Source organism: Glycomyces sambucus, from assembly GCF_900102815.1.
GTDB classification, from domain to species: Bacteria; Actinomycetota; Actinomycetes; order Mycobacteriales; family Micromonosporaceae; genus Glycomyces; species Glycomyces sambucus.
In genome coordinates this window covers 155,464-179,588 of sequence record NZ_FNGF01000003.1, presented here as the reverse complement: position 1 = coordinate 179,588, position 24,125 = coordinate 155,464, and the positions used below count along the sequence as shown (strand labels likewise).

General features: G+C 71.9%; 20 protein-coding genes. 15 read left to right on the top strand and 5 right to left on the bottom strand.

Annotated elements, in window-relative coordinates:
• Positions 1 to 44: 44 nt before the first annotated feature.
• Positions 45 to 635 carry a non-oxidative hydroxyarylic acid decarboxylases subunit B gene (locus tag BLS99_RS10545; RefSeq protein ID WP_091048388.1) on the top strand — a complete coding sequence of 197 codons (591 nt, stop codon included), beginning with the start codon at positions 45 to 47 and terminating at the stop codon, positions 633 to 635.
• A gap of 10 nt (positions 636 to 645) precedes the next feature.
• Positions 646 to 897, top strand: a complete 252-nt coding sequence (locus tag BLS99_RS10540) for a hypothetical protein (protein WP_218126414.1) — start codon at positions 646 to 648, stop codon at positions 895 to 897.
• A 123-nt stretch (positions 898 to 1,020) separates the two neighbouring features.
• Here BLS99_RS10540 and BLS99_RS10535 read toward each other — a convergent pair whose 3' ends face one another.
• A complete protein-coding gene (locus BLS99_RS10535; protein ID WP_091048384.1) occupies positions 1,021 to 2,415 on the bottom strand; it encodes a UDP-glucose dehydrogenase family protein in 1,395 nt (464 codons plus the stop codon).
• Positions 2,416 to 2,706: 291 nt separating this feature from the next.
• On the opposite strand from BLS99_RS10535, the gene BLS99_RS10530 reads away from it, so the two are divergent.
• The gene (locus BLS99_RS10530) at positions 2,707 to 3,873 is read left to right on the top strand and encodes an acyl-CoA dehydrogenase family protein (protein ID WP_091048381.1); all 1,167 of its coding nucleotides are present in this window, start codon (positions 2,707 to 2,709) and stop codon (positions 3,871 to 3,873) included.
• Between the two features lie 48 nt (positions 3,874 to 3,921).
• On the opposite strand, the gene BLS99_RS10525 is transcribed toward BLS99_RS10530, so the two are convergent.
• The gene (locus BLS99_RS10525) at positions 3,922 to 4,821 is read right to left on the bottom strand and encodes a sulfite exporter TauE/SafE family protein (RefSeq protein WP_091048378.1); all 900 of its coding nucleotides are present in this window, start codon (positions 4,819 to 4,821) and stop codon (positions 3,922 to 3,924) included.
• Between the two features lie 245 nt (positions 4,822 to 5,066).
• Between BLS99_RS10525 and mdh the strand changes: the two genes are divergently transcribed.
• The 3 genes from mdh (at position 5,067) to BLS99_RS10510 (ending at position 8,174) form a co-directional block, all read left to right on the top strand.
• Complete coding sequence (mdh, locus tag BLS99_RS10520) at positions 5,067 to 6,017, top strand: malate dehydrogenase (protein ID WP_091048375.1); 951 nt, start codon at positions 5,067 to 5,069, stop codon at positions 6,015 to 6,017.
• 96 nt (positions 6,018 to 6,113) lie between these two features.
• Positions 6,114 to 6,887, top strand: coding sequence for a phosphatase PAP2 family protein (locus BLS99_RS10515; RefSeq protein ID WP_176953302.1), 774 nt, complete (start codon positions 6,114 to 6,116; stop codon positions 6,885 to 6,887).
• Between the two features lie 51 nt (positions 6,888 to 6,938).
• Complete coding sequence (locus tag BLS99_RS10510; protein WP_091048367.1) at positions 6,939 to 8,174, top strand: APC family permease; 1,236 nt, start codon at positions 6,939 to 6,941, stop codon at positions 8,172 to 8,174.
• 114 nt (positions 8,175 to 8,288) lie between these two features.
• Here the strand turns inward: BLS99_RS10510 and BLS99_RS10505 are convergent, their stop codons facing one another.
• Positions 8,289 to 8,678, bottom strand: coding sequence for a DUF3263 domain-containing protein (locus BLS99_RS10505; RefSeq protein WP_091048364.1), 390 nt, complete (start codon positions 8,676 to 8,678; stop codon positions 8,289 to 8,291).
• Between the two features lie 17 nt (positions 8,679 to 8,695).
• Positions 8,696 to 9,481 carry an HAD-IIA family hydrolase gene (locus tag BLS99_RS10500; RefSeq protein WP_091048362.1) on the bottom strand — a complete coding sequence of 262 codons (786 nt, stop codon included), beginning with the start codon at positions 9,479 to 9,481 and terminating at the stop codon, positions 8,696 to 8,698.
• Positions 9,482 to 9,632: 151 nt separating this feature from the next.
• Here BLS99_RS10500 and BLS99_RS10495 point away from each other — a divergent pair, with 151 nt between their 5' ends.
• Positions 9,633 to 10,223: a heme-binding beta-barrel domain-containing protein gene (locus BLS99_RS10495; RefSeq protein WP_091048360.1), complete on the top strand. Its 591-nt coding sequence runs from the start codon at positions 9,633 to 9,635 to the stop codon at positions 10,221 to 10,223.
• A 65-nt stretch (positions 10,224 to 10,288) separates the two neighbouring features.
• Here the strand turns inward: BLS99_RS10495 and BLS99_RS10490 are convergent, their stop codons facing one another.
• On the bottom strand, positions 10,289 to 12,610 hold the full coding sequence (locus BLS99_RS10490; RefSeq protein WP_091048356.1) for a DEAD/DEAH box helicase: 2,322 nt from the start codon (positions 12,608 to 12,610) through the stop codon (positions 10,289 to 10,291).
• A gap of 175 nt (positions 12,611 to 12,785) precedes the next feature.
• Between BLS99_RS10490 and BLS99_RS10485 the strand changes: the two genes are divergently transcribed.
• The 8 genes from BLS99_RS10485 to BLS99_RS10450 all read left to right on the top strand — a co-directional run bounded on the left by BLS99_RS10485 (position 12,786) and on the right by BLS99_RS10450 (position 24,045).
• Positions 12,786 to 13,145, top strand: coding sequence for an STAS domain-containing protein (locus BLS99_RS10485; protein WP_245712215.1), 360 nt, complete (start codon positions 12,786 to 12,788; stop codon positions 13,143 to 13,145).
• Positions 13,142 to 13,663: an ATP-binding protein gene (locus BLS99_RS10480; protein WP_091048349.1), complete on the top strand. Its 522-nt coding sequence runs from the start codon at positions 13,142 to 13,144 to the stop codon at positions 13,661 to 13,663. Before BLS99_RS10485 ends, BLS99_RS10480 begins: the two co-directional genes overlap by 4 nt.
• Before the next feature lie 226 nt (positions 13,664 to 13,889).
• Positions 13,890 to 16,223, top strand: a complete 2,334-nt coding sequence (locus tag BLS99_RS10475) for a sodium-translocating pyrophosphatase (RefSeq protein WP_091048344.1) — start codon at positions 13,890 to 13,892, stop codon at positions 16,221 to 16,223.
• A gap of 166 nt (positions 16,224 to 16,389) precedes the next feature.
• Positions 16,390 to 19,152, top strand: coding sequence for a type I DNA topoisomerase (topA, locus tag BLS99_RS10470; RefSeq protein ID WP_218126413.1), 2,763 nt, complete (start codon positions 16,390 to 16,392; stop codon positions 19,150 to 19,152).
• Positions 19,153 to 19,421: 269 nt separating this feature from the next.
• On the top strand, positions 19,422 to 20,594 hold the full coding sequence (locus BLS99_RS10465; RefSeq protein ID WP_176953301.1) for a glycosyltransferase family 4 protein: 1,173 nt from the start codon (positions 19,422 to 19,424) through the stop codon (positions 20,592 to 20,594).
• A gap of 90 nt (positions 20,595 to 20,684) precedes the next feature.
• The gene (ispD, locus tag BLS99_RS10460; protein WP_218126412.1) at positions 20,685 to 21,404 is read left to right on the top strand and encodes a 2-C-methyl-D-erythritol 4-phosphate cytidylyltransferase; all 720 of its coding nucleotides are present in this window, start codon (positions 20,685 to 20,687) and stop codon (positions 21,402 to 21,404) included.
• 149 nt (positions 21,405 to 21,553) lie between these two features.
• Positions 21,554 to 22,249 carry a phosphocholine cytidylyltransferase family protein gene (locus BLS99_RS10455; RefSeq protein WP_091048334.1) on the top strand — a complete coding sequence of 232 codons (696 nt, stop codon included), beginning with the start codon at positions 21,554 to 21,556 and terminating at the stop codon, positions 22,247 to 22,249.
• A 98-nt stretch (positions 22,250 to 22,347) separates the two neighbouring features.
• Complete coding sequence (locus tag BLS99_RS10450) at positions 22,348 to 24,045, top strand: CDP-glycerol glycerophosphotransferase family protein (RefSeq protein ID WP_091048330.1); 1,698 nt, start codon at positions 22,348 to 22,350, stop codon at positions 24,043 to 24,045.
• Positions 24,046 to 24,125 lie beyond the last annotated feature (80 nt).

Below are 24,125 nucleotides of genomic sequence, written 5' to 3'. Positions count from 1 at the left end.
GTAGGTGTCCCGGGCTATCTGTCCGGTGATTCGAGGAGGCGCGCGTGCGGTTGGTCGTGGGGATGACGGGGGCCACGGGGGCGGTGTTCGGGGTGCGGCTGCTCCAGGCGCTGCGCGAGACCGGGACCGTCGAGACGCACCTGGTGATGAGCCGCTGGGCGCGCACGACGCTGCGGCTGGAGACGCCGTACTCGCCCGCGGAGGTGGCCGCGCTCGCGGACTTCACGTGGGGGGCGAGCGAGCAGGCCGCGCCGATCTCCTCGGGGTCGTTCCGCACCGACGGCATGATCATCGCCCCGTGCTCGATGAAGACCGTCGCGGCCGTGCGCACCGGCTACACCGATGGCCTCATCGGGCGCGCCGCGGACGTGACGCTCAAGGAGCGGCGCCGCCTGGTGCTGCTGGCGCGCGAGTCGCCGCTCTCGGAGATCCACCTGGAGAACCTGCTCGCGCTCTCGCGCATGGGCGCGGTCGTGCTCCCGCCGGTGCCCGCGTTCTACAACCGGCCCGAGACCATCGAGGACATCGTGGACCACGTGGTGGCGCGGACCCTCGACCAGTTCGGACTCGACCACTCCAAGGCGCGCCGCTGGGACGGCTTGGGCGACAATGGCTCCACTGACCCCTTGGAGTGAGGAGTAGCCGGTGGACACCCTGATGTGGGAGGCTAAGGCCGCCGAGGGACGGGGCGCGGCGCTGCTGCGCTGGGTCCTCGACGAAGGCGTGCACGCCGTGGCGGACCCGTCGGTCCGCACCGAGGTCTTCATCGCCGGCGACCGGGTCGTCGTCATCGCCGTCGGCGACGAGCCGCCCGGGCGCCTCCCCGACCCGCCCGAGGAGCTCGTCGAACGGGCGCCCCACGCGTGGCCCTTCACACGCGTGAACGTCACGACCTGAGGCGGGCACCGCTTGCCTGTCGTGTCGGTTCGTGATTGTTCGTCGCGACTTGTTCGAATGGTTCTTGTCGGACCCCTGTGTCAGCATTGATCCAGGGGTCCCTCTAGAGTCCGAAATGTGGCTTTAGCGGCCGATGCCCTGATACGTCCAGCCGTGCTTGCGCCATTGCTCCGGGTCGTAGGCGTTCATGCCGTCGAGGAGGCGGCGCTCGGCGACCTGGCGGCCCAGGGCCTCGGGGTCGAGCGTGCGGAACTCCTCCCACGGCACCATCGCGCACACCACGTCGGCGCCCGCCACGGCCTCGGGCAGGGTCTTCACGAAGCTCAGCTCCGGCGCGAACGCCTTCGCGTTCTCCAGGCCCTCCGGGTCGTACACGACCACGTCGGCGCGCGCGGCGCGCAGGCGCCGCGCGATGTCGAGCGCGGGGGAGTCGCGGATGTCGTCGGTGTCGGGCTTGAACGTCGCGCCCAGGTAGGCCACGCGCACCCCCGACAGGTCCGGCCCGTTCGGGCCCGGCGTGCGCCCCACCAGGTTCGCGACCGCGCGCACGGTGTGCGTGCGGCGGCGGGTGTTGATGCCGTCGACCTCGTCGAGGAACCGGAACGACTCGCCGACCCCGAGCTCCCCGGCCCGCGCCGAGAGCGCGCGGATGTCCTTGGGCAGGCAGCCGCCGCCGAAGCCGATGCCGGCGCGCAGGAACTTGTTGCCGATGCGCTGGTCGTAGCCGATGGCCTTGGCCAGGTCGGCGACGTCGCCGCCGGTGACCTCGCACAGGTCGGCCATCGCGTTGATGAAGGAGATCTTGGTCGACAGGAACGCGTTCGCCGCGACCTTCACCAGCTCGGCCGTGGCCAGGTCGGTCTCCACGACCGGCACCTCGCGGTCCTCGACCGCGGCGAGTTCGAGGATGCCGCGGTGGACGTCCTTGAGCAGCTGCGAGGCCCACTCGGACTGGGCGGCGTACACGATCCGGTTGGGGCGCAGGACGTCGTGCATCGCGTTCGACTCCTGGAGGAACTCCGGGCTCCACCCGACCTCGACGCCGAGCCCGGCGGGGGCGTGGCGGTCGACCAGCTCCTGGACCCAGGAGGCGGTGCCGACGGGCACCGTGGACTTGCCGACGATGAGGACCTTGCGCGTCAGGTGCTTGGCGAGGTCGACCACGGCCGCCTCGATGTAGGAGAGGTCCGCGCCGTGCTCGCCCTTGCGCTGGGGGGTGCCCACGCAGATGAAGTGGACGTCGGCGAAGTCGGCCACGGCCTGGACGTCGGTCGTGAACCGCAGGCGGCCCGACTCGAGGTTCTTCTTCAGCAGCTCGGGCAGGCCCGGCTCGTGGAAGGGGACGGTGCCGGAGGCGAAGGACTCGATCTTCGCGGTGTCGACGTCGTACCCGACCACCTCGTAGCCCAGCTCCGCGAAGCAGATCGCGTAGGTCGCCCCGAGGTAGCCGCAGCCCAGGAAGGAGATGCGCGGACGGGTCGTCGGGTTCTGCGAGGGGGTCTGGTTCGCGTTGGCCATCAGATGCGTGCCCTGTCTGTGATCGGTGCAGTGCTGGTCGGGTGCGGGGTCGGGGTGCGACGGCGCCCGTACGAATGATCCCGCATCGCGCGGCGACCTCGAATTGTACGTGAACGCCCCTATGGCCTGCGCCATCGTATATTCAGCTCCACGCATGAACTCGTGGTGACGTTGCGGCGAACCGGCGGATAATTCACCGTGGCGGCCATCACCGGTGCGACGATCCATGGGCTAGACTCAGTCGGTATTACTGACCAGTAACAACTGCCGTTCAATCGCCGGGAGCCGTCGATGTCCACCGGGTTCAGCCCCTACCAGCTGCCAGACGACTACGCCGACATCCGCGCCGCCGCGCGCGGGGTCTGCGACGCCGGGGTCGCCCCCCACGCGGCCGAGGCCGACGAGACCGCGACCTTCCCCGAAAAGTCGTACGCGGCGCTCAGGTCCGCCGACCTCCACGCCCCGCACATCCCCGCCGAGTACGGCGGCGCGGGCATCGACGCCCTCGGCACCGCGATCGTCATCGAGGAGGTCGCCCGCGCGTGCGCCTCCTCCTCGCTCATCCCCGCCGTCAACAAGCTCGGCTCGCTCCCGGTGATCCTCGACGGGTCCGAGGAGCTGAAGCAGCGATACCTGCCGCCCGTGGCCGCCGGCGACGCGATGTTCTCCTACTGCCTCTCCGAGCCCGAGGCCGGCTCCGACGCCGCCTCGATGACCACCCGCGCCGTCCGTGAAGGCGATGAGTGGGTCCTGAACGGCGTCAAGCGGTGGATCACCAACGCGGGCGTCAGCGAGTACTACACCGTCTTCGCCGTCACCGAGCCCGGCAAGGGCGCCAAGGGGATCTCCGCGTTCGTGGTCGAGAAGGGCGACGCCGGCGTCTCGTTCGGCAAGCCCGAGAAGAAGCTCGGCATCAAGGGCTCCCCGACCGCGGAGGTCTACTTCGACTCGGTGCGCCTCCCCGCGGGCCGCCTCATCGGCGAGGAGGGCCAGGGGTTCTCGCTCGCCATGCGGACCCTCGACCACACGCGCGTCACCATCGCCGCGCAGGCCCTGGGCATCGCCCAGGGCGCGCTCGACGCCGCCACGGCCTACGCCGCCGAGCGCGAGCAGTTCGGGAAGCCGATCGCCGTGTTCCAGGGCGTCCAGTTCCTCCTCGCCGACGCGGCCATGAAGATCAGCGCCGCCCGCGAGCTCACCTACGCCGCCGCCGCGCGGTCCGAGCGCGGCGACGCCGACCTCACCTACTTCGGCGCCGCCGCCAAGTGCTTCGCCTCCGACGCCGCCATGCAGATCACCACCGACATGGTCCAGGTCCTCGGCGGCTACGGCTACACCCGCGACTTCCCCGTCGAGCGGATGATGCGCGACGCCAAGATCACCCAGATCTACGAGGGCACCAACCAGGTGCAGCGGATCGTCATCGCGCGCGAGCTCCAGCGCGGCAACGCGTTCTAGAGGCGTACGGGCACGGGCGGGTCCTGCGGGGCCCGCCCTTCTCCGTGCCTACTGCTGCGCCTCGGCCTCGACCGGGGCGGCGCGCTGCTCGGGGATCGCCGGGACCGGTCGGCGGCGCGGGCCCGCCAGCGCGAGGGCCCATGCGGCGGCGAGCACGAGGTAGAGGCCCGCGACGGCGGGCCAGGGGAGCGCGAGGCCGGTCAGGAGCGCGCGCAGGTGGAGGGCGACGGCGAGCATGCCGATCGTGGCGGTGAGCTTCGCGGCGGGGACGCGGCCGGTGAGCCAGGCGGCGACGGGGGCGGCGAGGGCGCCGCCGACGGCGAGGCCCTCGGCGAGGGGCATGGCGACCTGGAGGCTCTGCGGGGCGAAGGCCCAGAACCCGAGGAGGGCGCCCGCGGCGGCGAGGGCCTGCCCGGCGGCGGCGGAGCCGACGGCCTTGCGGGGTTCGAGGCGGGAGACGGCGAGGAGGACGGGGACGGTGACCGGCCCCCAGGTGCCGGCGACGGCGCCGGTGAAGCCGCCGACGAGGCCGGTGGGGACGGTGAGGGCGTGCCGGACCGGGCCGGCCGGGAGGGTGCCGCGGTAGCCGCGCCAGGCGAGGGCGGCGCCGACGGCGAGGAGGGCGGCGCTCGCGATCGGGGTGGCGGTGCCGAGTCCGGCGAGCGCGGCGAGGGCCCAGGCGCCGGTGAAGCCGCCCGCGGCGCCGGCGGCGCCGAGGCGGATCGCGGTGGGCCAGTGGACGTTCCCGAAGCGCAGGTGCGCGGCGGTGCCGACGGTGCCGGTGACGAGGGCGGCGGAGGCGGCCGCGGCGGCGACGACGGCGGGGGCGAGGCCGAGTCCGGTGAGGAGGGCGGTGGCGACGGTGCCGAAGCCCATGCCGAGGCCGCCGTCGACGAGCTGGGCGACGAGCCCCGCGGCGACGGCTGAGGCGACGGCGACCGGGATCATGACGCGTGGCTCCCTCGGGTTCGGACGGACTCAGGATAGACGCTCCCAGGGCCTGTCCCGGAGGCGTCCCGTACCGGCCGCGACCGGGGGATATGGAGGTCTCCGCCACCCGGTGAGGGGCCGGATGCGCTGCGCGAGACCAGGGTCATAGCGTGGGGGAACGGTCCTGGTTACGCTCGCGTAGCCCCTACCGGCAACCCGCCTGCGCAGCACACAGGCATTCGAGCAATGCAGAGGAGCATTCGATGGGTAAGAAGGTCACGGTCGTCGGCGCCGGTTTCTACGGCTCCACCACCGCCCAGCGCCTGGCCGAGTACGACGTCTTCGACGAGGTCGTCCTCACCGACATCGTCGAGGGCAAGCCCGAGGGCATCGCCCTCGACATGAACCAGTCCCGCACCATCGAGGGCTTCGAGACCAAGGTCGTGGGCGCCACGACCGACAACGACGGCAACGGCTACGAGAAGACCGCCGGGTCGGACGTCATCGTCATCACCGCGGGCCTGCCGCGCAAGCCCGGCATGAGCCGCATGGACCTGCTCGAAGTGAACGCCCGCATCGTGCGCGGCGTGACCGAGAACCTGGTCAAGCACTCCCCGAACGCCGTCATCATCGTCGTGTCGAACCCGCTCGACGAGATGACCGCGCTCGCGCAGCTCGCCTCGGGCTTCCCCAAGCACCGCGTCCTGGGCCAGGCGGGGATGCTCGACACCGCGCGCTTCACGAACTTCGTGGCCGAGGAGCTGCAGGTGCCGGTGAAGTCGGTGACGACCCTGACGCTCGGGTCGCACGGCGACACCATGGTCCCGGTCCCGAGCCAGTCGTCGGTGGACGGCAAGCCGCTCGCGGACCTGCTGCCGGCCGACAAGGTCGAGGAGCTGGTGACCAAGACCCGCAACGGCGGCGCGGAGATCGTGGCGCTGCTGAAGACCGGTTCGGCCTACTACGCCCCGTCGGCCGCGGCCGCGCGCATGGCGAAGGCCGTCGCCGAGGACTCCGGCGCGGTGCTGCCGGTGTGCGCGTGGGTCGACGGCGAGTACGGAATCTCGGGCGTCTACCTGGGCGTCAACGCGAAGATCGGCGCCGCGGGCGTCGTCGAGGTCGTCGAGACCCCCCTCACCGACGGCGAGCTGGCGAACCTGAAGGAGGCCGCGGAGGCCGTCCGCGCCAAGCAGGCGGACGTCGCCGAGCTGTAGTGCGTGCACGGGAGGGGCGTCCGCGGGTGCGGGCGCCCCTCCCGCGTGCTCCGACATGGCTTCGGGGCGAGATCGGGCGTCGCTAGGCTTACGCCCGTGACCGTGAAGAGGCAGCGCGTGGATCGGACCCCACCGGGCGAGTGGGCGCCCTTCGTGACGCGGCGTCCCCGCTCGTGGTGGCCCGAGGCCGCCGTGCTCGTCGCGTTCGGGATCTGCACGTGGCTGTCGGCGTTCCACAGCCCCCTGATCGACCTCGACATCTGGCTGCGGGACTTCGTGGACGCGCACCGGCCGCCGTGGCTGGCGACGGTCCTGGTGTACACCAACAAGCTCGGGCAGGGCGGCATCGTCTCGGCGGTGGCGCTCGCGGTGGCCGCGGCGGTGGCCCGGGCGCGGCACACGGTGCGGCCGATGATCGCGTTCCTGTTCATGTACGGCATGGCGGGCCTGGTGCTGCTGCTCAAGCTCGCGTTCCCGCGGATCTACCCGCACTGGCCCCGGCCCGACCCGGGCCCGTACGCGGACGCCGCGCAGGCGCTCCTGTACTACCCGGACCGGTCCCAGCTCGGCGCGCTCGGCGACTCGGCGGTGGGCGCGTACCCGTCGGGCCACGTGGTGAACACGTTCGTGTGGTACGGGCTGCTGGTGCTCCTGGTGGGGGCGCTGCTGACGGCCCGGCAGCGGCGGCTCCTGCTCGTCGTCCCGGTGGTCGTCGTGTTCTTCTCGACGACGTACCTCGGGTTCCACTGGCTCACCGACTCCGTCGCAGGGGTGTTCATCGGTGTCCTCATCGTCCGGATCATGCAGCGCATGCCTTGGGGCACGGTGCGACTGCCGTTGTGGCTGGAGCCGGAGCGGCGCCTGCGGTAGCCGGATTCCGCAGCGCCTTCCCCGTCAACCGGGCGCGGTATCGTCTCGGCTATGCCCACTCCGCCGCGAGATCGGCCGCCCCTCAAGCGCCGCCTCGGCCTCCCTTCCGCGATCGCGATCGGCCTCGCCTCGATGCTCGGCGCGGGCGTCTTCGCCGTCTGGGGGCCCGCGACCCGCGCCGCCGGCTCGGGACCGGGACTCCTCGGAGCGCTGGCGATCGCCGCGTTCATCGCCTACTGCAACGCCCGCTCCTCCGCCCGACTCGCCGCCCTGTACCCGCGCTCGGGGGGCGCGTACGTGTACGGGACGGAGCGGCTCCACCCGGCCGCGGGCTTCGCCGCCGGCTGGGCGTTCCTGGCGGGCAAGACCGCCTCCGGGGCGGCGATGGCGCTGACGCTGGGCGCGTACCTGCTCCCGGAGCATCCGCGGGCGCTCGCGGCGGCCGCGGTGGTCGCGTTCTGCGCCGTGAACCTCCTCGGCGTGCACCGGACCGCGCTCGCCTCGGCGGTGTTCGCGGGGATCACGCTCGCGGTGCTCGCCGCGGTCGTGGTCGCCGGGCTCACCGGGCCGGTCGCGGCGCGGCCCCTGGGGGACACGCACCCGTGGGGGGTGCTGACGGCGGCGGGGTTCGTGTTCTTCGCGTTCGCGGGCTACGCGCGCGTGGCGACACTCGGCGAGGAGGTCGCGCGGCCGGAGCGGACGATCCCGCGCGCGGTCGCGCTCAGCCTCGGGATCACGGTGCTGGTGTACGCGGCGGTCGCGGTGACGGCGCTGAGCGTCCTCGGCGCGGGCACGCTCGCCGAGTCGACCGCGCCGCTCGCCGACCTGGCCGGTGCCGGTGCGCCCGCGATCAAGCCGCTCGTGGCGGTCGGGGCCGGGATCGCGGTCGCCGGAGTCCTGCTGAGCCTGCTGGCGGGGATCGGGCGGACCGCGCTGGCGATGGCCCGGGACCGGCGGCTGCCGGGCCCGCTCGCGGCCGTGTCCGAGCGGTTCGGGGTGCCGTGGGCGGCCGAGGTCGCCGCGAGCGCGGCCGTCCTCGTCATGGTGTCCACACTGGACCTGACGGCGGCGATCGGGTTCTCGGGCTTCTGCGTCCTCGTGTACTACGCGGTCGCGAACGGCGCCGCGGCCACGCTCGACGCCCGGGCCCCGCTGCCGTGGCTGGGCCTCGCCGGGTGCGTCCTCGTGGCTGCGAGCCTGCCGGTGCCGTCGGTGCTCGGCGGCCTCGCGGTGCTCGCCGCCGGTGCCGCTTGGTTCTGGGTCACCGAGCGGGGCGGCAGGTCCTGACGGCGCCCGGGCGGCGGTGCCGTGCGACGGCGCCTCAACAGTAGTGCCTTACCAACCGTGCCTTACCGACAGCGACCCGCGGGCAGTGCCGTGCGAACGGCGCCGCGCGTGCGCCTACCTGGCCGCGCGGCGCTCGTCCCGGGCCGCGCGCAGGCGCCGGACCACCGCGGGCTGCTCCGCGGCGGCCTCCGGGTGGTCGATGAGCCGCGCCAGCTGCTGGTAGTACCGCTCGGGGGTGAGCTCCAGCTCGTCGGCGATCGCCTGGGTCTTCGCGCCCGAGGCGCGCCACCAGCGCGCCTCGAACGCGAGGAGGCGGCTGTCGACCGCGGAGAGCTTCGTGTCGGGGTCGCGCACGGGGCGCGGCGGCCCCGGCTGGCGCGGCGCGGCCTCCCGCGAGGCGCGGGGGCCGTCCGGGCCGCGGGAGGGCCGCTGGGGGGCGGCCTCCTCCACGTCCTCCTGGCGGGAGCGCGGGGTGCCGTGGGCGGGGCGTTGGCCGGGAGGCATGGGGGACTCCTTGGTGCTCAGTCGATCCAGTCGATGAGGTCGGCGACCGAATCCTTGACGTGGTTGGGCTGGAACGGGTAGCGCTCGACCTCCTCCATACTCCCAGTGACCCCCGACAATACGAGGACCGTCTCCAGGCCCGCTTCCAGGCCGGACAGCACGTCGGTGTCCATGCGGTCGCCGATCATCACCGTCGACTCCGAGTGGGCCCCGATGCGCCGCAACGCGTTCCGCATCATCAGCGGGTTCGGCTTGCCCACGAAGTACGGGTCCGCGCCGGTCGCCGCTGTGATCATCGCCGCCATCGCGCCGCACGCCGGGAGGATGCCCTCCAGCGAGGGCCCCGTCGTGTCCGGGTTGGTGCAAATGAACCGCGACCCGGCCTTGATGAGCCGCACCGCGGTCGTCAGCGCCCCGAAGTCGTAGCGGCGGGTCTCGCCGAGGACCACGTAGTCCGGGCGGTAGTCGGTGAGCACGTACCCGATCTCGTGCAGCGCGGTCGTCAGGCCCGACTCGCCGATGACGTACGCCGAGCCCTTCGGGCGCTGGGAGTGCAGGAAGTCCGCGGTCGCCATCGCCGAGGTGTAGATGTTCTCGGCCGGCACCGCCAGGCCCGACTTCTTCAGCCGCGCATGGAGGTCGTTCGGGGTGTAGATGGAGTTGTTGGTCAGGACCAGGAAGCCCCTCCCCGCCGACTGGAGCTTCTCGATGAGCGTGTTCGCGCCGGGGACGGGCACCCCCTCGTGGACGAGCACGCCGTCCATGTCCGAGAGCCAGTTGTCGAAGGGTCCAGGTGTAGTCATGGACAACATCTTGCCATCGCGTCGGCCGGACGACGAGGTGCGGACGTAAAGTGGTGCGCGTGGAGACGGCATTGACCGCCGTACTCGTCATCGCCGCAGGCGCCATGGCGGGTGCACTCGGCTACTGGACCATCCGAACCGCGAGGAACAAATGAGCGAGCGCGACGTACCGGCGGAGTTCGCCTCGACCTTCGAGAAGGTCGAGCCCTACCCGTACGAGGAGACCGACGACCTCCGCCGGGGGCCGAACCTGCACGACGACCTCCTGCCGCTCCTCCCGCTCGTCGGCCGCTGGCGCGGGCGCGGCCAGGGCGGCTACCCGGGGAAGGACGACTTCCTGTACGCGCAGGAGGCCGTGTTCAGCCACGACGGGCGCCCGTTCCTGCACTACCACTCGCGGTCGTGGATCATCGACCCCGACGGGAAGCCGGTCCGGCCCGCCGCGCAGGAGACCGGCTGGTGGCGGGTCGTCCCCGGCGACGACCCCAAGCGCCCCGAGATCGAAGTGCTCCTCGCCCACCCGACCGGGGTCCTCGACCTCTACTACGGGCGGGTCGACGGCACGCGCATCGAGATCGCCACCGACGCGGTGGTGCGCAGCCCGCAGGCCAAGGAGGTCACCGCGGGCAAGCGGCTCTACGGGATCGTCGAAGGCGCCCTCATGTACGCGCAGGAGATGGCCGCCGAAGGCCACCCGATGAGCCCCCACCTGAGCGCCAGCCTCAACCGCGTCGCGGGCTGATTCAGGCCCGCGGCTGGGCGGCTTGCGCTGCTCGACCCGGGCGAGGTCTCCGCGGTCCTGTCGGGCTAGAAGTCGCCCGGCCAGAGGTCGTCCTCTGCTTCCTTGACGGGCCGCTTGCCGAACACGGTGGCCGTGACCGGGCCCTCGCCCGCCTTGAGGAGCTTGTCGAGGAGGGTGAGCGCGCCCTGCTTGCTCAAGGGCTCGTTCCCGTTGCCGCACTTGGGGCTCTGGATGCACGACGGGCAGCCGGCGGTGCACTCGCAGCCGCCGATGGCCGCGCGGGTGGCGCGGAGCCAGTCCGTCCACTTGCGGAACGCCTGCTCGGCGAAGCCCGCCCCGCCCGGGTGGCCGTCGTAGACGAACACCGTCGGCAGCTCCGTGTCCATGTGCGCCGCCGTCGACAGGCCGCCGATGTCCCACCGGTCGCACGTGGCGATCAGGGGCAGCAGGCCGATCGAGGCGTGCTCGGCCGCGTGCAGCGACCCGGCCAGGTCCCGCAGGCCCGCAAGGGACTCCGGGTCCACCGTCCACCACACGGCCACGGTGCGCAGCGTCTGCGGCGGCAGGTCGAGCTGCTGCGTGTCGATCACCTCGCCCGAGGGCAGCCGCCGGCGCTGGTACGAGATCACGCACGACGTGACCTCCACCTCGCCCAGGCTCAGCGCCACGTCGCCCATCTCCAGGCGCTCGCGCGTCGAGAGGATCTCCAGGTGCGTGATCTCCTGCGCGCTCGTCGTCCACGGCGGCTTCGCCGCGTGCACCAGCGCCAGGCCCTCCTCCAGGTCGAGGTCGTCCACGAGGTACGACTCGCCCTGGTGCAGGTACAGCGCCCCCTGGTGGACGAGGCGGTGCGAGGCCGCCGCGTCGATGGTGCCGATGAGGCGGCCCGTGCTCGTCTCCGCGATGTCGACGCCCATCGGCCCCGACCCGCGCAGCGTCACCTCCGGGCGCTCCGACCCGACCCAGTAGTACCGGCCCCCGGCCCGCCTGCGCAGCAGCTTCTGCTCCACCAGCTGGTCGGCGACCTCCCGGCTCCCCGGGATCGACGCCAGGTCGGCCTCCTTGAGCGGCAGCTCCTCCGCGGCCAGGCACAGGTGCCCCGCGAGGACGTACGGGTTCGACGGGTCGCACACGCTCGCCTCCACCGGCCGGTCGAAGATCGCCTCCGGGTGGTGCACCAGGTACGTGTCGAGCGGGTCGTCCTTCGCGAGCATCACCGCGAGCGCCTCGGTGTCCCCGCGCCCGGCCCGCCCGATCTGCTGCCAGAACGAGGCCAGGCGCCCGGGGTACCCGCACAGCAGCACCGCGTCGAGGCCCGTCACGTCGATCCCCAGCTCCAGGGCGTTCGTGGTCGCCACCCCGAGCAGGCGTCCCTCGCGCAGGTCCGCCTCCAGGTCCCGCCGGTGCTCGCGCAGGTACCCGGCCCGGTAGGCCGCGATCCGGCCCGCCGCCGGGTCGGCGCCGAGCCGCGACTTCGCCTCGGCCGCCACGATCTCCGCGCCGCGCCGGGACGGCACGAACGCGAGCGTGCGGACCCCGCGGCGCACCAGCTGCGCGAGCATCCGGGCCGTCTCGCTCAGCGTCGACGCCTGCTGCGGCTCGCCGTCGATCTCGTACGTCACCGGCTCCCACAGGGCCACCGTCGCCCCCGGCGACGGCGAGGAGTCGACGGTGACCGCGGTCGCGGGCCGTCCGGTGAGGACCGACAGCGACGCGGCCGGGTCGGCCGCCGTCGCGCTCGCGGCGATCACCGTGGGGCTCGCGCCGTAGTGCTCGGCCAGGCGCAGCAGCCGGCGCAGCGTCAGCGCCACGTGCGCGCCGAACACGCCCCGGTAGACGTGGCACTCGTCGACCACGACGTACTTGAGGTCCTTGAGCAGCGAGCGCCACATGCGGTGGCGGGGCAGCAGGGAGTGGTGGAGCAGGTCGGGGTTGGACAGCACCAGGTTCGCGAAGCGCTGCGCCCACTGCCGGTGCTCGAACGGGGTGTCGCCGTCGACGATCGCCGGGATCAGCCCCGGCAGCTCGAACTCGGCCACGGCGCGGGCCTGGTCGGCCGCGAGCGCCTTCGTGGGGGCGAGGTACAGGGTCCGCCCGGGCCCGTCGGCGGCGGCCTCGGTGAGGACCGGCAGCAGGTAGGCGAGGCTCTTGCCGGAGGCGGTGCCGGTGGCGATGACGGTGTCGCGGCCCTCGAACGCGTGCGTGGCGGCCTCGACCTGGTGCGGCCACGGGAGTGTGATCCCCGTGTCCTCCAAGGACTTCCGGACCTCCTCGGGCACCCACTCGGGCCAGGGGCTGCGCACCGACGCGCGGGCCGGGAGCCGCCGGAGGTGGCGGAGGCCGCCCTCCCCACTGTCGAGGGCGGCGATGAGCTGGTCGGCGGGCATCCTGCAATGATGCCGCAGCGGGCCGACAGCGCCCCGGGGGCCGCGCGTGCGATCGCCGACAGCGCCCGCCGCCGCGGCCCGCCCGCAATTCGGTCATACGCTCCCGGCTCCGGTCCACTCGGAACGCAGTACGCTTATGGGCCAAGACACACTCCAGCCAGCTAGGAGAGACGGCGTGAGGGGAACTTCAGGCGACGGGGCGCCCGAGCCCGAACTGGGACTGGGCCTGTCGACGGTCGGGGAGTACGCCGTCATCAGCGTCACCGGCGAGATCGACATGTACACCGCCCCGCAGCTGCGCGAAGCCGTCCGCCAGCTCTCCTCGGAGGGCCGCATGCGGGTCGCGATCGACCTGACCCCCACCGAGTTCTGCGACTCGACCGGCCTGGGCGTCCTCATCGGCGCGCGCCGCCGCCTCTCGGACGCCGGGGGCAGCCTCGTCGTCGTGTGCGCCAACCCCCGCATCCGCAAGCTCCTGGACCTCACCGGGCTCGACAAGGTCCTGGACGTCCGGGAAGCGGTGCCCGGCGAGTGAACGGCTCCAGGCACGACCGCTCCGGAGGCAGGCGGCCGGAACCGGCGACGGTCCGGTTCGCCTTCACCCCCGCCGCCGCCTACGTGCGGGCCGCCCGGCTCGTGGCCGCCGACGTCGCGGCCCACGCGGGCGTGGCCACCGGCCTCCTCGACGAGGTGCGCCAGGCCGTCGGCGAGGCGTGCACGCGCGCGGTCCTGCGGCACCGGGACCGCGGTCTGCGCGATCTCGTGCGCGTGGAGTTTTCGATCGGTGATCGTTTCGTTGCGAAAATCACCGACAACGCGCAGGATCTGCGCGCACGCTCCGGGGACCGGGTCGGTGCGGGCACGGTCGGCGGCGATGCGCGAGCGAACGATCACGACGCGCTCGAAGAGGACACCCTCTCCGAGGAGATCACCCTCATCGTCCTCGGCGGACTGGTCGAAGACCTGGTCGTGACCGGTCCCAGCGCCGACGGCGGCACCACCGTGAGCATGAGCTGGCCCCTCCCCGGCTCCGGCTCGCAGGCCGACCACTGAGGCCCCGGACACCCGCGCGCGTAGGCGTGACCGAACCCACTCCGAAAGCCCTCATCTCGTTACACTCCGCACGTTATGCCAGCCGCGTCGCCAAGCGCGGCACCGGCCGCGTCCACCCGTGCGCGGTCCCTTACGTGTCCGCGAACGAGCGCGCCCTGCCTGCGCCGCTCTTTCGCCACGGCGGAGCCCGCGGGCCCCGCCGAGAAGCTCTGTTCGGAGGAACTACATGCATACGTTGCTCGCCAACGGCGACGAGGGCGTAGGCGCGCTCGAGGGCGCGAACCTCAGCCTCGTCGTGCTCGCGGCCGCCCTGGCGCTCATCGCGCTCGGCGGCGCCGCGGCGCTCGTCAAGAGCATCCTGAAGGCCGGCACCGGCACCGACAAGATGCGGGAGATCTCCGGCGCCGTCCAGGAAGGCGCCTCCGCCTACCTGCGGCGCCAGTTCAAGGCGCTCGGGATCTTCGTCGTCATCGCCGTGGTGCTGCTCTTCCTGCTCCCGGCCGAGGGCGGCACCGACGTCCGCGTTGGACGGAGCCTCTTCTTCATCGTGGGCGCCCTGTTCAGCTCGTTCATCGGCTGGGCCGGCATGAACATGGCCACCCGCGCGAACGTGCGCGTCGCCTCCGCCGCCCGCGACGGCAACCCCACCACCGCCATGCACCTGGCCTTCCGCACCGGCGGCGTGGTCGGCTTCCTCACCGTCGGCCTGGGCCTGCTCGGCGCGGCCGTCGTGGTCTACGTCTACCGCGGCGACGCCCCCGTGGTCCTGGAGGGCTTCGGCTTCGGCGCCGCCCTCCTCGCCATGTTCATGCGCGTCGGCGGCGGCATCTTCACCAAGGCCGCCGACGTCGGCGCCGACCTGGTCGGCAAGGTCGAGCAGGGCATCCCCGAGGACGACCCGCGCAACCCGGCGACCATCGCCGACAACGTGGGCGACAACGTCGGCGACTGCGCCGGCATGGCCGCGGACCTCTTCGAGTCCTACGCCGTCGTCCTCGTCGCGAGCCTCATCCTCGGCCGCGCCGCCTTCGGCGAGACCGGCCTGGTCCTGCCGCTGCTGGTCGCCTCCGTCGGCATCGTCTGCGCGATCCTCGGCGTCATCATCACCCGCATGCGCGCCTCCGACGCCTCTGGCCTGACCGCGATCAACCGCGCGTTCTACATCTCCGCCGTCGCGGCCGCGATCCTCACCGCCGCCGCGGTGTTCTGGTACGTCCCGTCCTCCTGGTCGGACCTCGGCGGCAAGATCTCCGCCGACGACATCGCCGCCATCCCGGTGAACCCGCAGGTCCTCGCCGTCGTCTCGGTCCTCATCGGCATCGCCCTGGCCGCCGCGATCCTCGCGCTCACCGGCTACTACACCGACACCCGCTACAAGCCCACGAAGACGGTCTCGGCCTCGACCCGCACCGGCGCGGCCACCAACATCCTCTCGGGCTTCTCGCTCGGCCTGGAGTCGGCCGTCTACACCGCGCTGACCATCGCCGCCGCGATCCTGGGCGCGTACCTGCTCGGCGGCGGGGTCTTCCTCGTCAGCCTGTTCGCGGTGGCGCTGGCCGGCTGCGGCCTGCTCACCACCGTCGGCGTCATCGTCGCCATGGACACCTTCGGGCCCATCAGCGACAACGCGCAGGGCGTCGCGGAGATGTCCGGCGACGTCGAGGGCGACGCCGCCCGGACGCTCACCGACCTCGACGCGGTCGGCAACACCACCAAGGCGATCACCAAGGGCATCGCGATCGCGACCGCGGTCCTGGCCGCGACCGCCCTGTTCGGCTCCTACACCGACGCGGTGGCCTCCGAGGGCCTCGCGGGCGGCGCGCTGTTCGAGACCCTGAACATCGCCGACCCGGTCAACATCGTGGGCTTCATCATCGGCGCGAGCGTCGTGTTCCTGTTCTCCGGCCTCGCCGTCAACGCCGTCGCCCGCTCCGCGGGCTCGGTCGTCAACGAGGTCCGCGACCAGTTCGCGCGCTTCCCCGGGATCATGGAGGGCACGCAGCGGCCCGAGTACGGCCGCGTGGTCGACATCTGCACCCGCGACGCCCAGCGCGAGCTGGTCACCCCGGGCCTGCTCGCCATCACCGCGCCGATCGCGGTCGGCTTCGGCCTCGGCGTGGGCCCGCTCGCGGCCTACCTCGCCGGCGCGATCGCGTGCGGCGTGCTCATGGCCGTCATGCTCGCGAACTCCGGCGGCGCCTGGGACAACGCGAAGAAGGACGTCGAGGACGGCAACCACGGCGGCAAGGGCTCCGAGGCCCACGCCGCGGCGGTCATCGGCGACACGGTCGGCGACCCGTTCAAGGACACCGCCGGCCCGGCCATCAACCCGCTCCTCAAGGTCATGAACCTGGTGAGCCTCATCATCGCCCCGGCCGTGGTCGTCTACACGGTCGACGGCGTCGGCGGCGAGGCCGGGAGCCCGGTCCGCTGGATCATCGCGGGCGTCGCCGTGGCCGCGCTCGTGGCCGCGATCCTCGTCTCCAAGCGCCGGTCCGCGGTGGTGGAGGCGGGGGAAGCCCGCGCCCCGGAGCAGCGCGAGTCGGTCGAGGTCGGTTAGCGACCCGACCGCGCGACGGCGCCGCGGCGCCGCCGCTTCGGGTCGATCAATCGGCGTGTGCCCCGTTCCATCGGAACGGGGCACACCCATACTCAGGGGACGCAGTGCGGAAGCGTGAGCTACCGTAACGATTCGAGTGCATTTTCCGAGTGGAACGGTGGGAGCAGTGCCGGACATCAAACGCCTGGTCATCGTCGAGTCCCCGGCGAAGGCCAAGACGATCGCCTCCTACCTCGGCAGCGGGTACATCGTCGACTCCTCCCTCGGGCACATCCGCGACCTCCCGCGCAGCGCGAAGGAGATCCCGGCCAAGTACAAGGACAAGGCCTGGTCGCGGCTGGGGGTGGACGTCGACAACGAGTTCGCGCCGCTGTACATCGTCAACCCCGACCGCTCCGCGCACGTCAAGAAGCTCAAGGGCTACCTCGCGGAGGTCGACGAGCTCTTCCTCGCCACCGATGAGGACCGCGAGGGGGAGGCCATCGCCTGGCACCTCCTGGAGACCCTGAAACCGAAGATCCCGGTCAAGCGGATGGTCTTCCACGAGATCACCCCGGCCGCGATCGCCGAGGCCGCCGCGAACCCGCGCGAGCTCAACCAGGACCTCGTCGACGCCCAGGAGGCGCGGCGCATCCTCGACCGCCTCTACGGCTACGAGGTCAGCCCGGTCCTGTGGAAGAAGGTCATGCCGCGCCTGTCGGCCGGCCGCGTCCAGTCGGTCGCGACCCGGCTCATCGTCGAGCGCGAGCGCGCCCGCATGGCGTTCCACGCCGCCGACTACTGGGACGTGACCGCGAACCTCGCCACGGGCGAGGACGAGCGGTTCAAGGCCACGCTCATCGCCCTCGACGGCGACCGGGTCGCCACCGGCAAGGACTTCGACGCCGCCACCGGCACCGCCCGGGGCAACGTCGTCCACCTCGACGAGGCGGGCGCACGCGGCCTGGCCGGGCGCCTGGAGGGCCGCGACTTCACCGTCCTCAAGGTCGACAAGAAGCCGTACCGGCGCCGCCCGTACCCGCCGTTCATCACCTCGACGCTCCAGCAGGAGGCCGGGCGCAAGCTCCGCCTCTCCAGCGCGCAGGTCATGCGGGTCGCCCAGCGGCTCTACGAGAACGGCCACATCACCTATATGCGGACCGACTCCACGAACCTGTCGGCGACGGCGATCAACGCCGCCCGCGCGCAGGCCGCGCAGCTCTACGGCGCGCAGTACGTGCCCGCCGAGCCGCGCCACTACGCGCGGAAGGTCAAGAACGCGCAGGAGGCGCACGAGGCCATCCGGCCCGCCGGCGACGCGTTCAAGACCCCGAACCAGATCAAGTCCCAGCTCTCCGCCGAGGAGTATCGGGTCTACGAGCTCATCTGGCGGCGCACGCTCGCCTCCCAGATGGTCGACGCGACCGGGAACTCGACCTCGGTGCGCACCAGGGCCGTCACCGCCCAGGGCGAGGAGGCCGACTTCGGCGCCTCCGGCAAGACGATCACGAACCCGGGCTTCCTGCTCGCCTACGTCGAGTCCATCGAGGAGGGCGACGCCGACGACGCGGAGAAGCGCCTCCCCGAGCTCGCCGAGCGCCAGCACCTCGTCGAGAAGGGCCTCGAAGCGGCCGGGCACACCACCCAGCCGCCCGCCCGCTACACCGAGGCGAGCCTGGTCAAGGCCCTGGAGGAGCGCGGCATCGGCCGGCCCTCGACGTACGCCTCGATCATGCAGACCATCCAGGACCGCGAGTACGTCTTCAAGAAGGGCCAGGCGCTCGTGCCGGCCTTCCGGGCGTTCGCGGTCGTGGGCCTCCTGGAGCGCCACTTCCCGCGCCTGGTGGACTACGACTTCACCGCCGGGATGGAGGACGAGCTCGACCAGGTCGCCGCCGGGCAGGAGTCGCGCGAGCAGTTCCTGCGCAGGTTCTACTTCGGCGGCAAGGACAAGGAGGGCACCGTGGCCGCCTCGGGCGGGCTGCGGCACATGGTCGAGGAGGAGCTGGCGAAGATCGACGCGCGCCAGGTCAACTCGATCCCCCTCTACACCGACGAGCAGCAGCGGCAGGTCGTCGCCCGCGTGGGCCGCTACGGGCCCTACCTGGAGCGCACGACGCCCGCGCAGGCCGAGGCGGGCGAGCCCGGGGAGCGGGTCTCGGTGCCCGAGTCCGTCGCGCCCGACGAGCTCACCGCCGCGAAGGTCGAGGAGCTGTACGAGCTCGGCTCGGCCGAGGGCGAGCTGGGCACGCACCCCGAGACCGGGGAGCCGGTGTACGCCAAGAGCGGCCGGTACGGCCCGTACGTCACCTCCGGGGAGAAGTCGTCCTCGCTGCTGACCGGGCAGAAGCTCTCCGAGCTGACCCTGGACGACGCGGTGCGGCTGCTGACGCTGCCGCGCCTGGTCGGCAAGGACGGCGAGGGCGAGGAGATCCGCACGGGCCTGGGCCCGCACGGGCCCTACGTCAAGAAGGGCCGGGACTACCGGTCCCTCGACCGCGAGGAGCAGCTGTTCACGCTGACCCTCGAAGAGGCCGAGAAGCTCTTGGCGCAGCCGAAGACGCGCGGGCGCCAGCAGCGCGCGCAGACGCTCCTCAAGGAACTCGGCCCCGACCCGGTGACGGGCAAGGAGGTCACGCTCAAGGACGGGCGCTTCGGCCCGTACGTGACCGACGGCGAGACCAACGCCTCGATCCGCAAGACCGACTCGGTCGAGGACCTGACGATCGACCGCGCCGCCGAGCTCCTCGCCGAGCGCCGCGAGAAGGTCGCCTCGGGGGCGGTCCCGGCGAAGAAGACCGCGAAGAAGGCGGCCAAGAAGACCGCCGCGAAGAAGACCGCCGCCAAGAAGACCGCGAAGAAGGCGACGGTGAAGAAGGCCGCGGTGAAGAAGACGGCGGCGAAATCGACCGCCAAGAAGGCCGCGAAGAAGGCCGCCTCCGGCGAATGAGCGCTTTCGAGGGCCCGGTTCCGCATTGCGCGGGACCGGGCCCTTCGCTATAGCGTTCCTGTGTCGTATCCGACATCCGGATGTCACCCGCCACGCCTGGCCTCGGTGAGTCCTCCTACCGTTCAACCCGCCGTAAACTGAATGCCGCCCCGATGCAACCCCGGGCGTGCGCGGGCGCGTCAAGGATCTGTGGGGAACGGCTCGACGACGAGCGCGGCATGTCCTCTGCGACTGAATGCACCATTGCTTCGAAAGCGGGTTTCGAGTATATGAGAATCACATTTCTGGTCCGTAACCTCTGGGGCATCGGAGGGACGATCAAGACCACCATCAACACGGCGGACGCGCTGGTGGCACTGGGTCACGACGTCACCATCTGCTCCTTTGTGCGGTCCAGGAAGAAGACCGCGTTCCCGCTCGACCCGCGGATCAAAGTGGTGCACCTGTGGGACGTCCGCAAACCGTCGAACGGCGGCGACAAACTGTCCTTCCTGGAGCGCTGGCACGCCAATCGGCCCTCATTCCTCGACGCCGACCAGGTGAACAACCAGGGCGAGTCCTCGGAACTGCTCGACCTGAAGGTGAAGAAGTACCTCAAGCGACTCGACACCGACGTCGCCGTGGGCACGCAGGTGTCGGTGAACCTGTACATGACGAAGTACGGGCGGCCCGAGAAGTACGCGATGGTCGGCCAGGAGCACATGTTCCTGGACAACTACCGGGCCAACATCCGCAAGCACATGGACGCCGAGTACGGCAGGCTCGACGCGATCGTCACGATCACCGAGGCCGACACGAAGGCGTACCGGGCCGCGTATCCCGAACTGGTGGACAAGATCGCCTACGTCCCCAACTCGATCCCGGCCAACCCCGAGCCGCCCTCGGACCTGACGCGGCCGCTCATCATGACCGCCGGCCGGGTCACGGGGATGAAGGGCTTCGACATCCTCATCAAGGCGTTCGCCGAGCTCGCCGACGACTTCCCGGAGTGGCAGGTGCGGATCTTCGGCCGCGGCCGCGACCGGGAGCGCCTGCAGGGCATGGTGACCGAACTCGGGCTCGACGGCCGGATCGACCTGCCCGGGCCCAAGACCCCGCTCGACGCCGAGTGGGGCAAGGCGTCGATCGCCGCGATCCCCTCGCGCTTCGAGCCGTTCGGGCTCGTCATCGTCGAGGCCATGGCCGCCGGGCTCCCGGTGGTGTGCAGCGCCGTCAAGCACGGCCCGCTGGAGCTCATCCGCACCGGCGAGAACGGCCTGCTCGTCGAGCCGCAGGACCCCGCCGACCTCGCGAAGGCGCTGCGGAGCCTCATGTCCGACCCGGCCCTGCGGCGCAAGCTCGCCGACGCGGCCCTGGAGACGGCCAAGCGGTTCGAGCCCGGCAACGTCGTGGGCGGGCACGTGGCCGTGTTCGAGAAGGCCCTCGCCGCGCGGGGGAAGTAAGGACGCCGCGCCCGGCGGGCCCCGCTCGCGCGGGGCCCGCCGGGACGTAGATTGGTCCGGCAGACGACCGCCGAGACCGGGAGAACCGCCGTGCCGACCGACCAGCCGACCGTCGCGGCGGTGCTCGCCGGGGGGACCGGGGCCCGCATGGGCGCCGCGGTCCCGAAGCAGTTCCTGGAGGTCGCGGGCAAGCCGGTGCTCCGGCACACGCTGGAGGCGTTCGAGGCGAGCCCGGCGGTCGACCGGATCGTGCTCGTCATGGCCGAGGGCCACCACGAAACGGCCCGGGTCATTGCCAAAGCCGCGAATGTGACAAAACTCTCCGCGGTGATCGCGGGAGGCGCCACCCGCGCCGCCTCGTCCGTCGCCGCGATCCGCTGGACGCGGTCCCAGCCCTGGTCGGGCCCGGACACGCGCCTGCTCCTGCACGACGCCGCGCGGATGCTGGTGACCGGCGAGATCATCGCCGCGGTCGCCGGTGAACTCGCCGTGAACAAGGCCGTAACTGCGGCGATACCGTCCTCCGATACGGTCGTGGAGGTCGCCGACGGCCGCATCACCGCCGTCCCCGACCGGTCGCGGCTCGCCCGCGTCCAGACCCCGCAGGGCTTCCACCTGGGGCTCATCGCCGCGGCGCACGAGGCCGCGGCGGCCGACCCGGGCTTCACGCCGACCGACGACTGCTCGGTGGTCCTGCGGTACCGGCCCGACGTCCCCGTCCGCACCGTCGCGGGCAGCGAGCGCAACCTGAAGGTGACCGAACCGGCGGACCTCGCCGTCGCCGAGGCCCTGCTCGCCCGGCGCCCGTGACGGCCCGTCCGGGCCCGGCCACGAGCCGGATAGCAGCGGATTCACATGTGATGCGGTCGCCGACCCGGTGTCGGGTCCGGCGTCATCGTCTGTTCAGCTAGGTAAACTGCACCCATCCAGCACCTAAACCGAACGAGGTGGCTCTCGACATGTCCACGAACATCGTGATCCTCGCAGCCGGCGTCGGCTCCCGGCTCGGCAAGCCGCACCCCAAACCGCTCACCCCCCTGAACACCGGCGAGACCATCCTCGGCCGCTCCCTGCGCCTGCTCACCTCCCGGTTCAGCCGCCACTCGATCCACCTCGTCGTCGGCTTCAAGAAGGAGATGATCATGGAGGAGGTGCCCGACGTCGGCTTCATCTACAACCAGGCGTACGGCGACACCAACACCTCCAAGAGCCTCCTCAAGGCGTTCAGCATCCTCGGCCCCGGCGGGGTCCTGTGGCTCAACGGCGACGTCGTCTTCGACCCCCAGGTCCTCGACGTCCTCCTGCCGCACATCGCGATGGACCACTCGTTCATCGCCGTGAACACCGCGAAGGTCTCCGACGAGGAGGTCAAGTACACCCTCGGCGCCGACGGCTACATCAACAAGCTCTCCAAGCGCGTCTCCGACGGCGCCCTCGGCGAGGCGGTCGGCATCAACTACGTCTCCGCCGACGACCGGGCGCTCGTCGCCAAGCGGCTCGCCGAGGTCGACGACCAGGACTACTTCGAGGGCGGCATCGAGCTCGCCATCGAGAAGGACGGGCTCAAGTTCGAGGCCGTCGACATCTCCCAGCACAACGTCATCGAGGTCGACTTCGCGGAGGACCTCAACAGCGTCAACCAGCACTTCAAGTAACGACCCGGTCCCGCAGGAGTGACCGGCTCGACAGCCGCCGCGCGGCGCCGGGCCCGGCCCGGCGCCGCGCACACGACCCAAGCCGAAGGCGCGGAGCGTTGAAGAACCTGATCAAGTCCCTGCAGTTCCAGTTGAACCTGATCGCGGTCGCGGCGCTCGCCGCCGCCGTCGCACTCGGTTCCCGTCCCTGGGTCGCACTCCTCCTCGCGCTCGCCGTCTTCGGCCTGATCGCGTGGCGCTCCTCCGACACCCTCACCGCCAACCGCATCGCCCGCACGCTCACCGGCCTCGCCGTCCTCATCGCGGTGTGGAACGCCGACGGCCTCGACCGCTGGCCGCTGCTCGCCGCGGGCGGCCTGCTCACCCTCTTCGCGGCGTACGTCGACCTCGTCTTCAAGGCGCTCAACGTCGGCTACCTCCAGACCGCGAACCTCGACGTCGAGCGCTCGCTGCGCGAACGGTGGTCCACGCCGCCGAAGGTGAGCGTCCTCATGAGCGTCCTCGGCGTCGCCTTCCCGGCCGCCGCGCTCGCGGGCGCGTTCGCGGCCGACCTCGTCTTCGCGGCGCTGACCGCGGGCGCCTTCGCCTGGACCGCCGCGGGGGCGGTCGAGGGGTACCTGCACCGCAAGCGCGACGCGCACCCGGTCGACGGCCGCGTCATGACCGCCGTGACCCGGCTCCAGCCGAAGTTCGTGGTCCACTTCGCCGGCGCCCGCGAATCGGAGTACCAGCTCGCGATGTGGCTGCCGTACTTCGAGCGGACCGGCGAGCCGTACATGGTCCTGGTCCGCGACCGGTACCTCTACGAGGGCGTCGTCGCGCGCACGAGCGCCCCGGTGGTCCTCGTCCCGGCCCAGGGGGTCCTCGACACGATCCTCCCCGAGAGCGTGCGCGCCTGCTACTACGTCAACCACGCCATCAAGAACGCGCAGCTCGTCAAGCTCGACCAGTACCTCCACGTGCAGCTCATGCACGGCGACTCGGACAAGGCCATCAGCCGCAGCCCCGTCTCGCTCATGTACGACCGGGTGTTCGTGGCCGGGCAGGCCGGCGTCGACCGCTACCACCGGCACGGGGTCGACATCCCCAACTACAAGTTCCGGCGCATCGGCCGCCCGCAGCTCCACGACCTCCGCGTCGGCGAGCGCGAGCGCATCGGGGACGCCCGGCCCGTGGTCCTCTACACGCCCACGTGGACCGGCCTCACCGCCGACGTCAACTACTCGTCCCTGCGGGTCGGGAAGAAGATCGTGGAGGCGGTCCTCGCGCGCGACGTGACGCTGCTGTTCCGCACCCACCCGTATACGCGCACCAACGCCGCGTACCAGGCGCTCGCCGAGGAGGTCAAGGCGCTCATCGCCGCCGACGCCGCGGCCACGGGCCGCCCGCACCTGTGGGGCGCCCAGGCCGAGGACGAGGTGACGCTCACCGAGTGCGTCAACGCCGCCGACGTCGCGATCTCCGACATCTCCGGCACCGCCTCGGACTGGCTCTACAGCGGCCGGCCGTTCGCGATGACCGACCCGAAGGGCTTCGGGGACAAGTACCTGGAGGAGTTCCCGCTGGCCAAGGCCGCGTACCTCATCGAGCGCGACGCCGGGAACATCGAGAAGGTCCTCGACGAACTGCTCGTCACCGACGCGAAGGCGGTGCTGCGCGGCGAGGTCCGCGAGTACTACCTGGGCGACCACGCGCCGCACGAGCTGGTGCCGCTGTTCGTCGCCGAAGTGCGCGCCACGTGCGGGGACGCGGTCCGCGCGCCCGCCACCGGCGCGTCGGCGCTCACCGCCGTCTGAGGCGGAACCCAAGCGGCCCTTGGAGAAAGGTCACAAGAGCGTTCGCGGGGCACCTGCCACCGCGCTCCGCCGGACTTCGT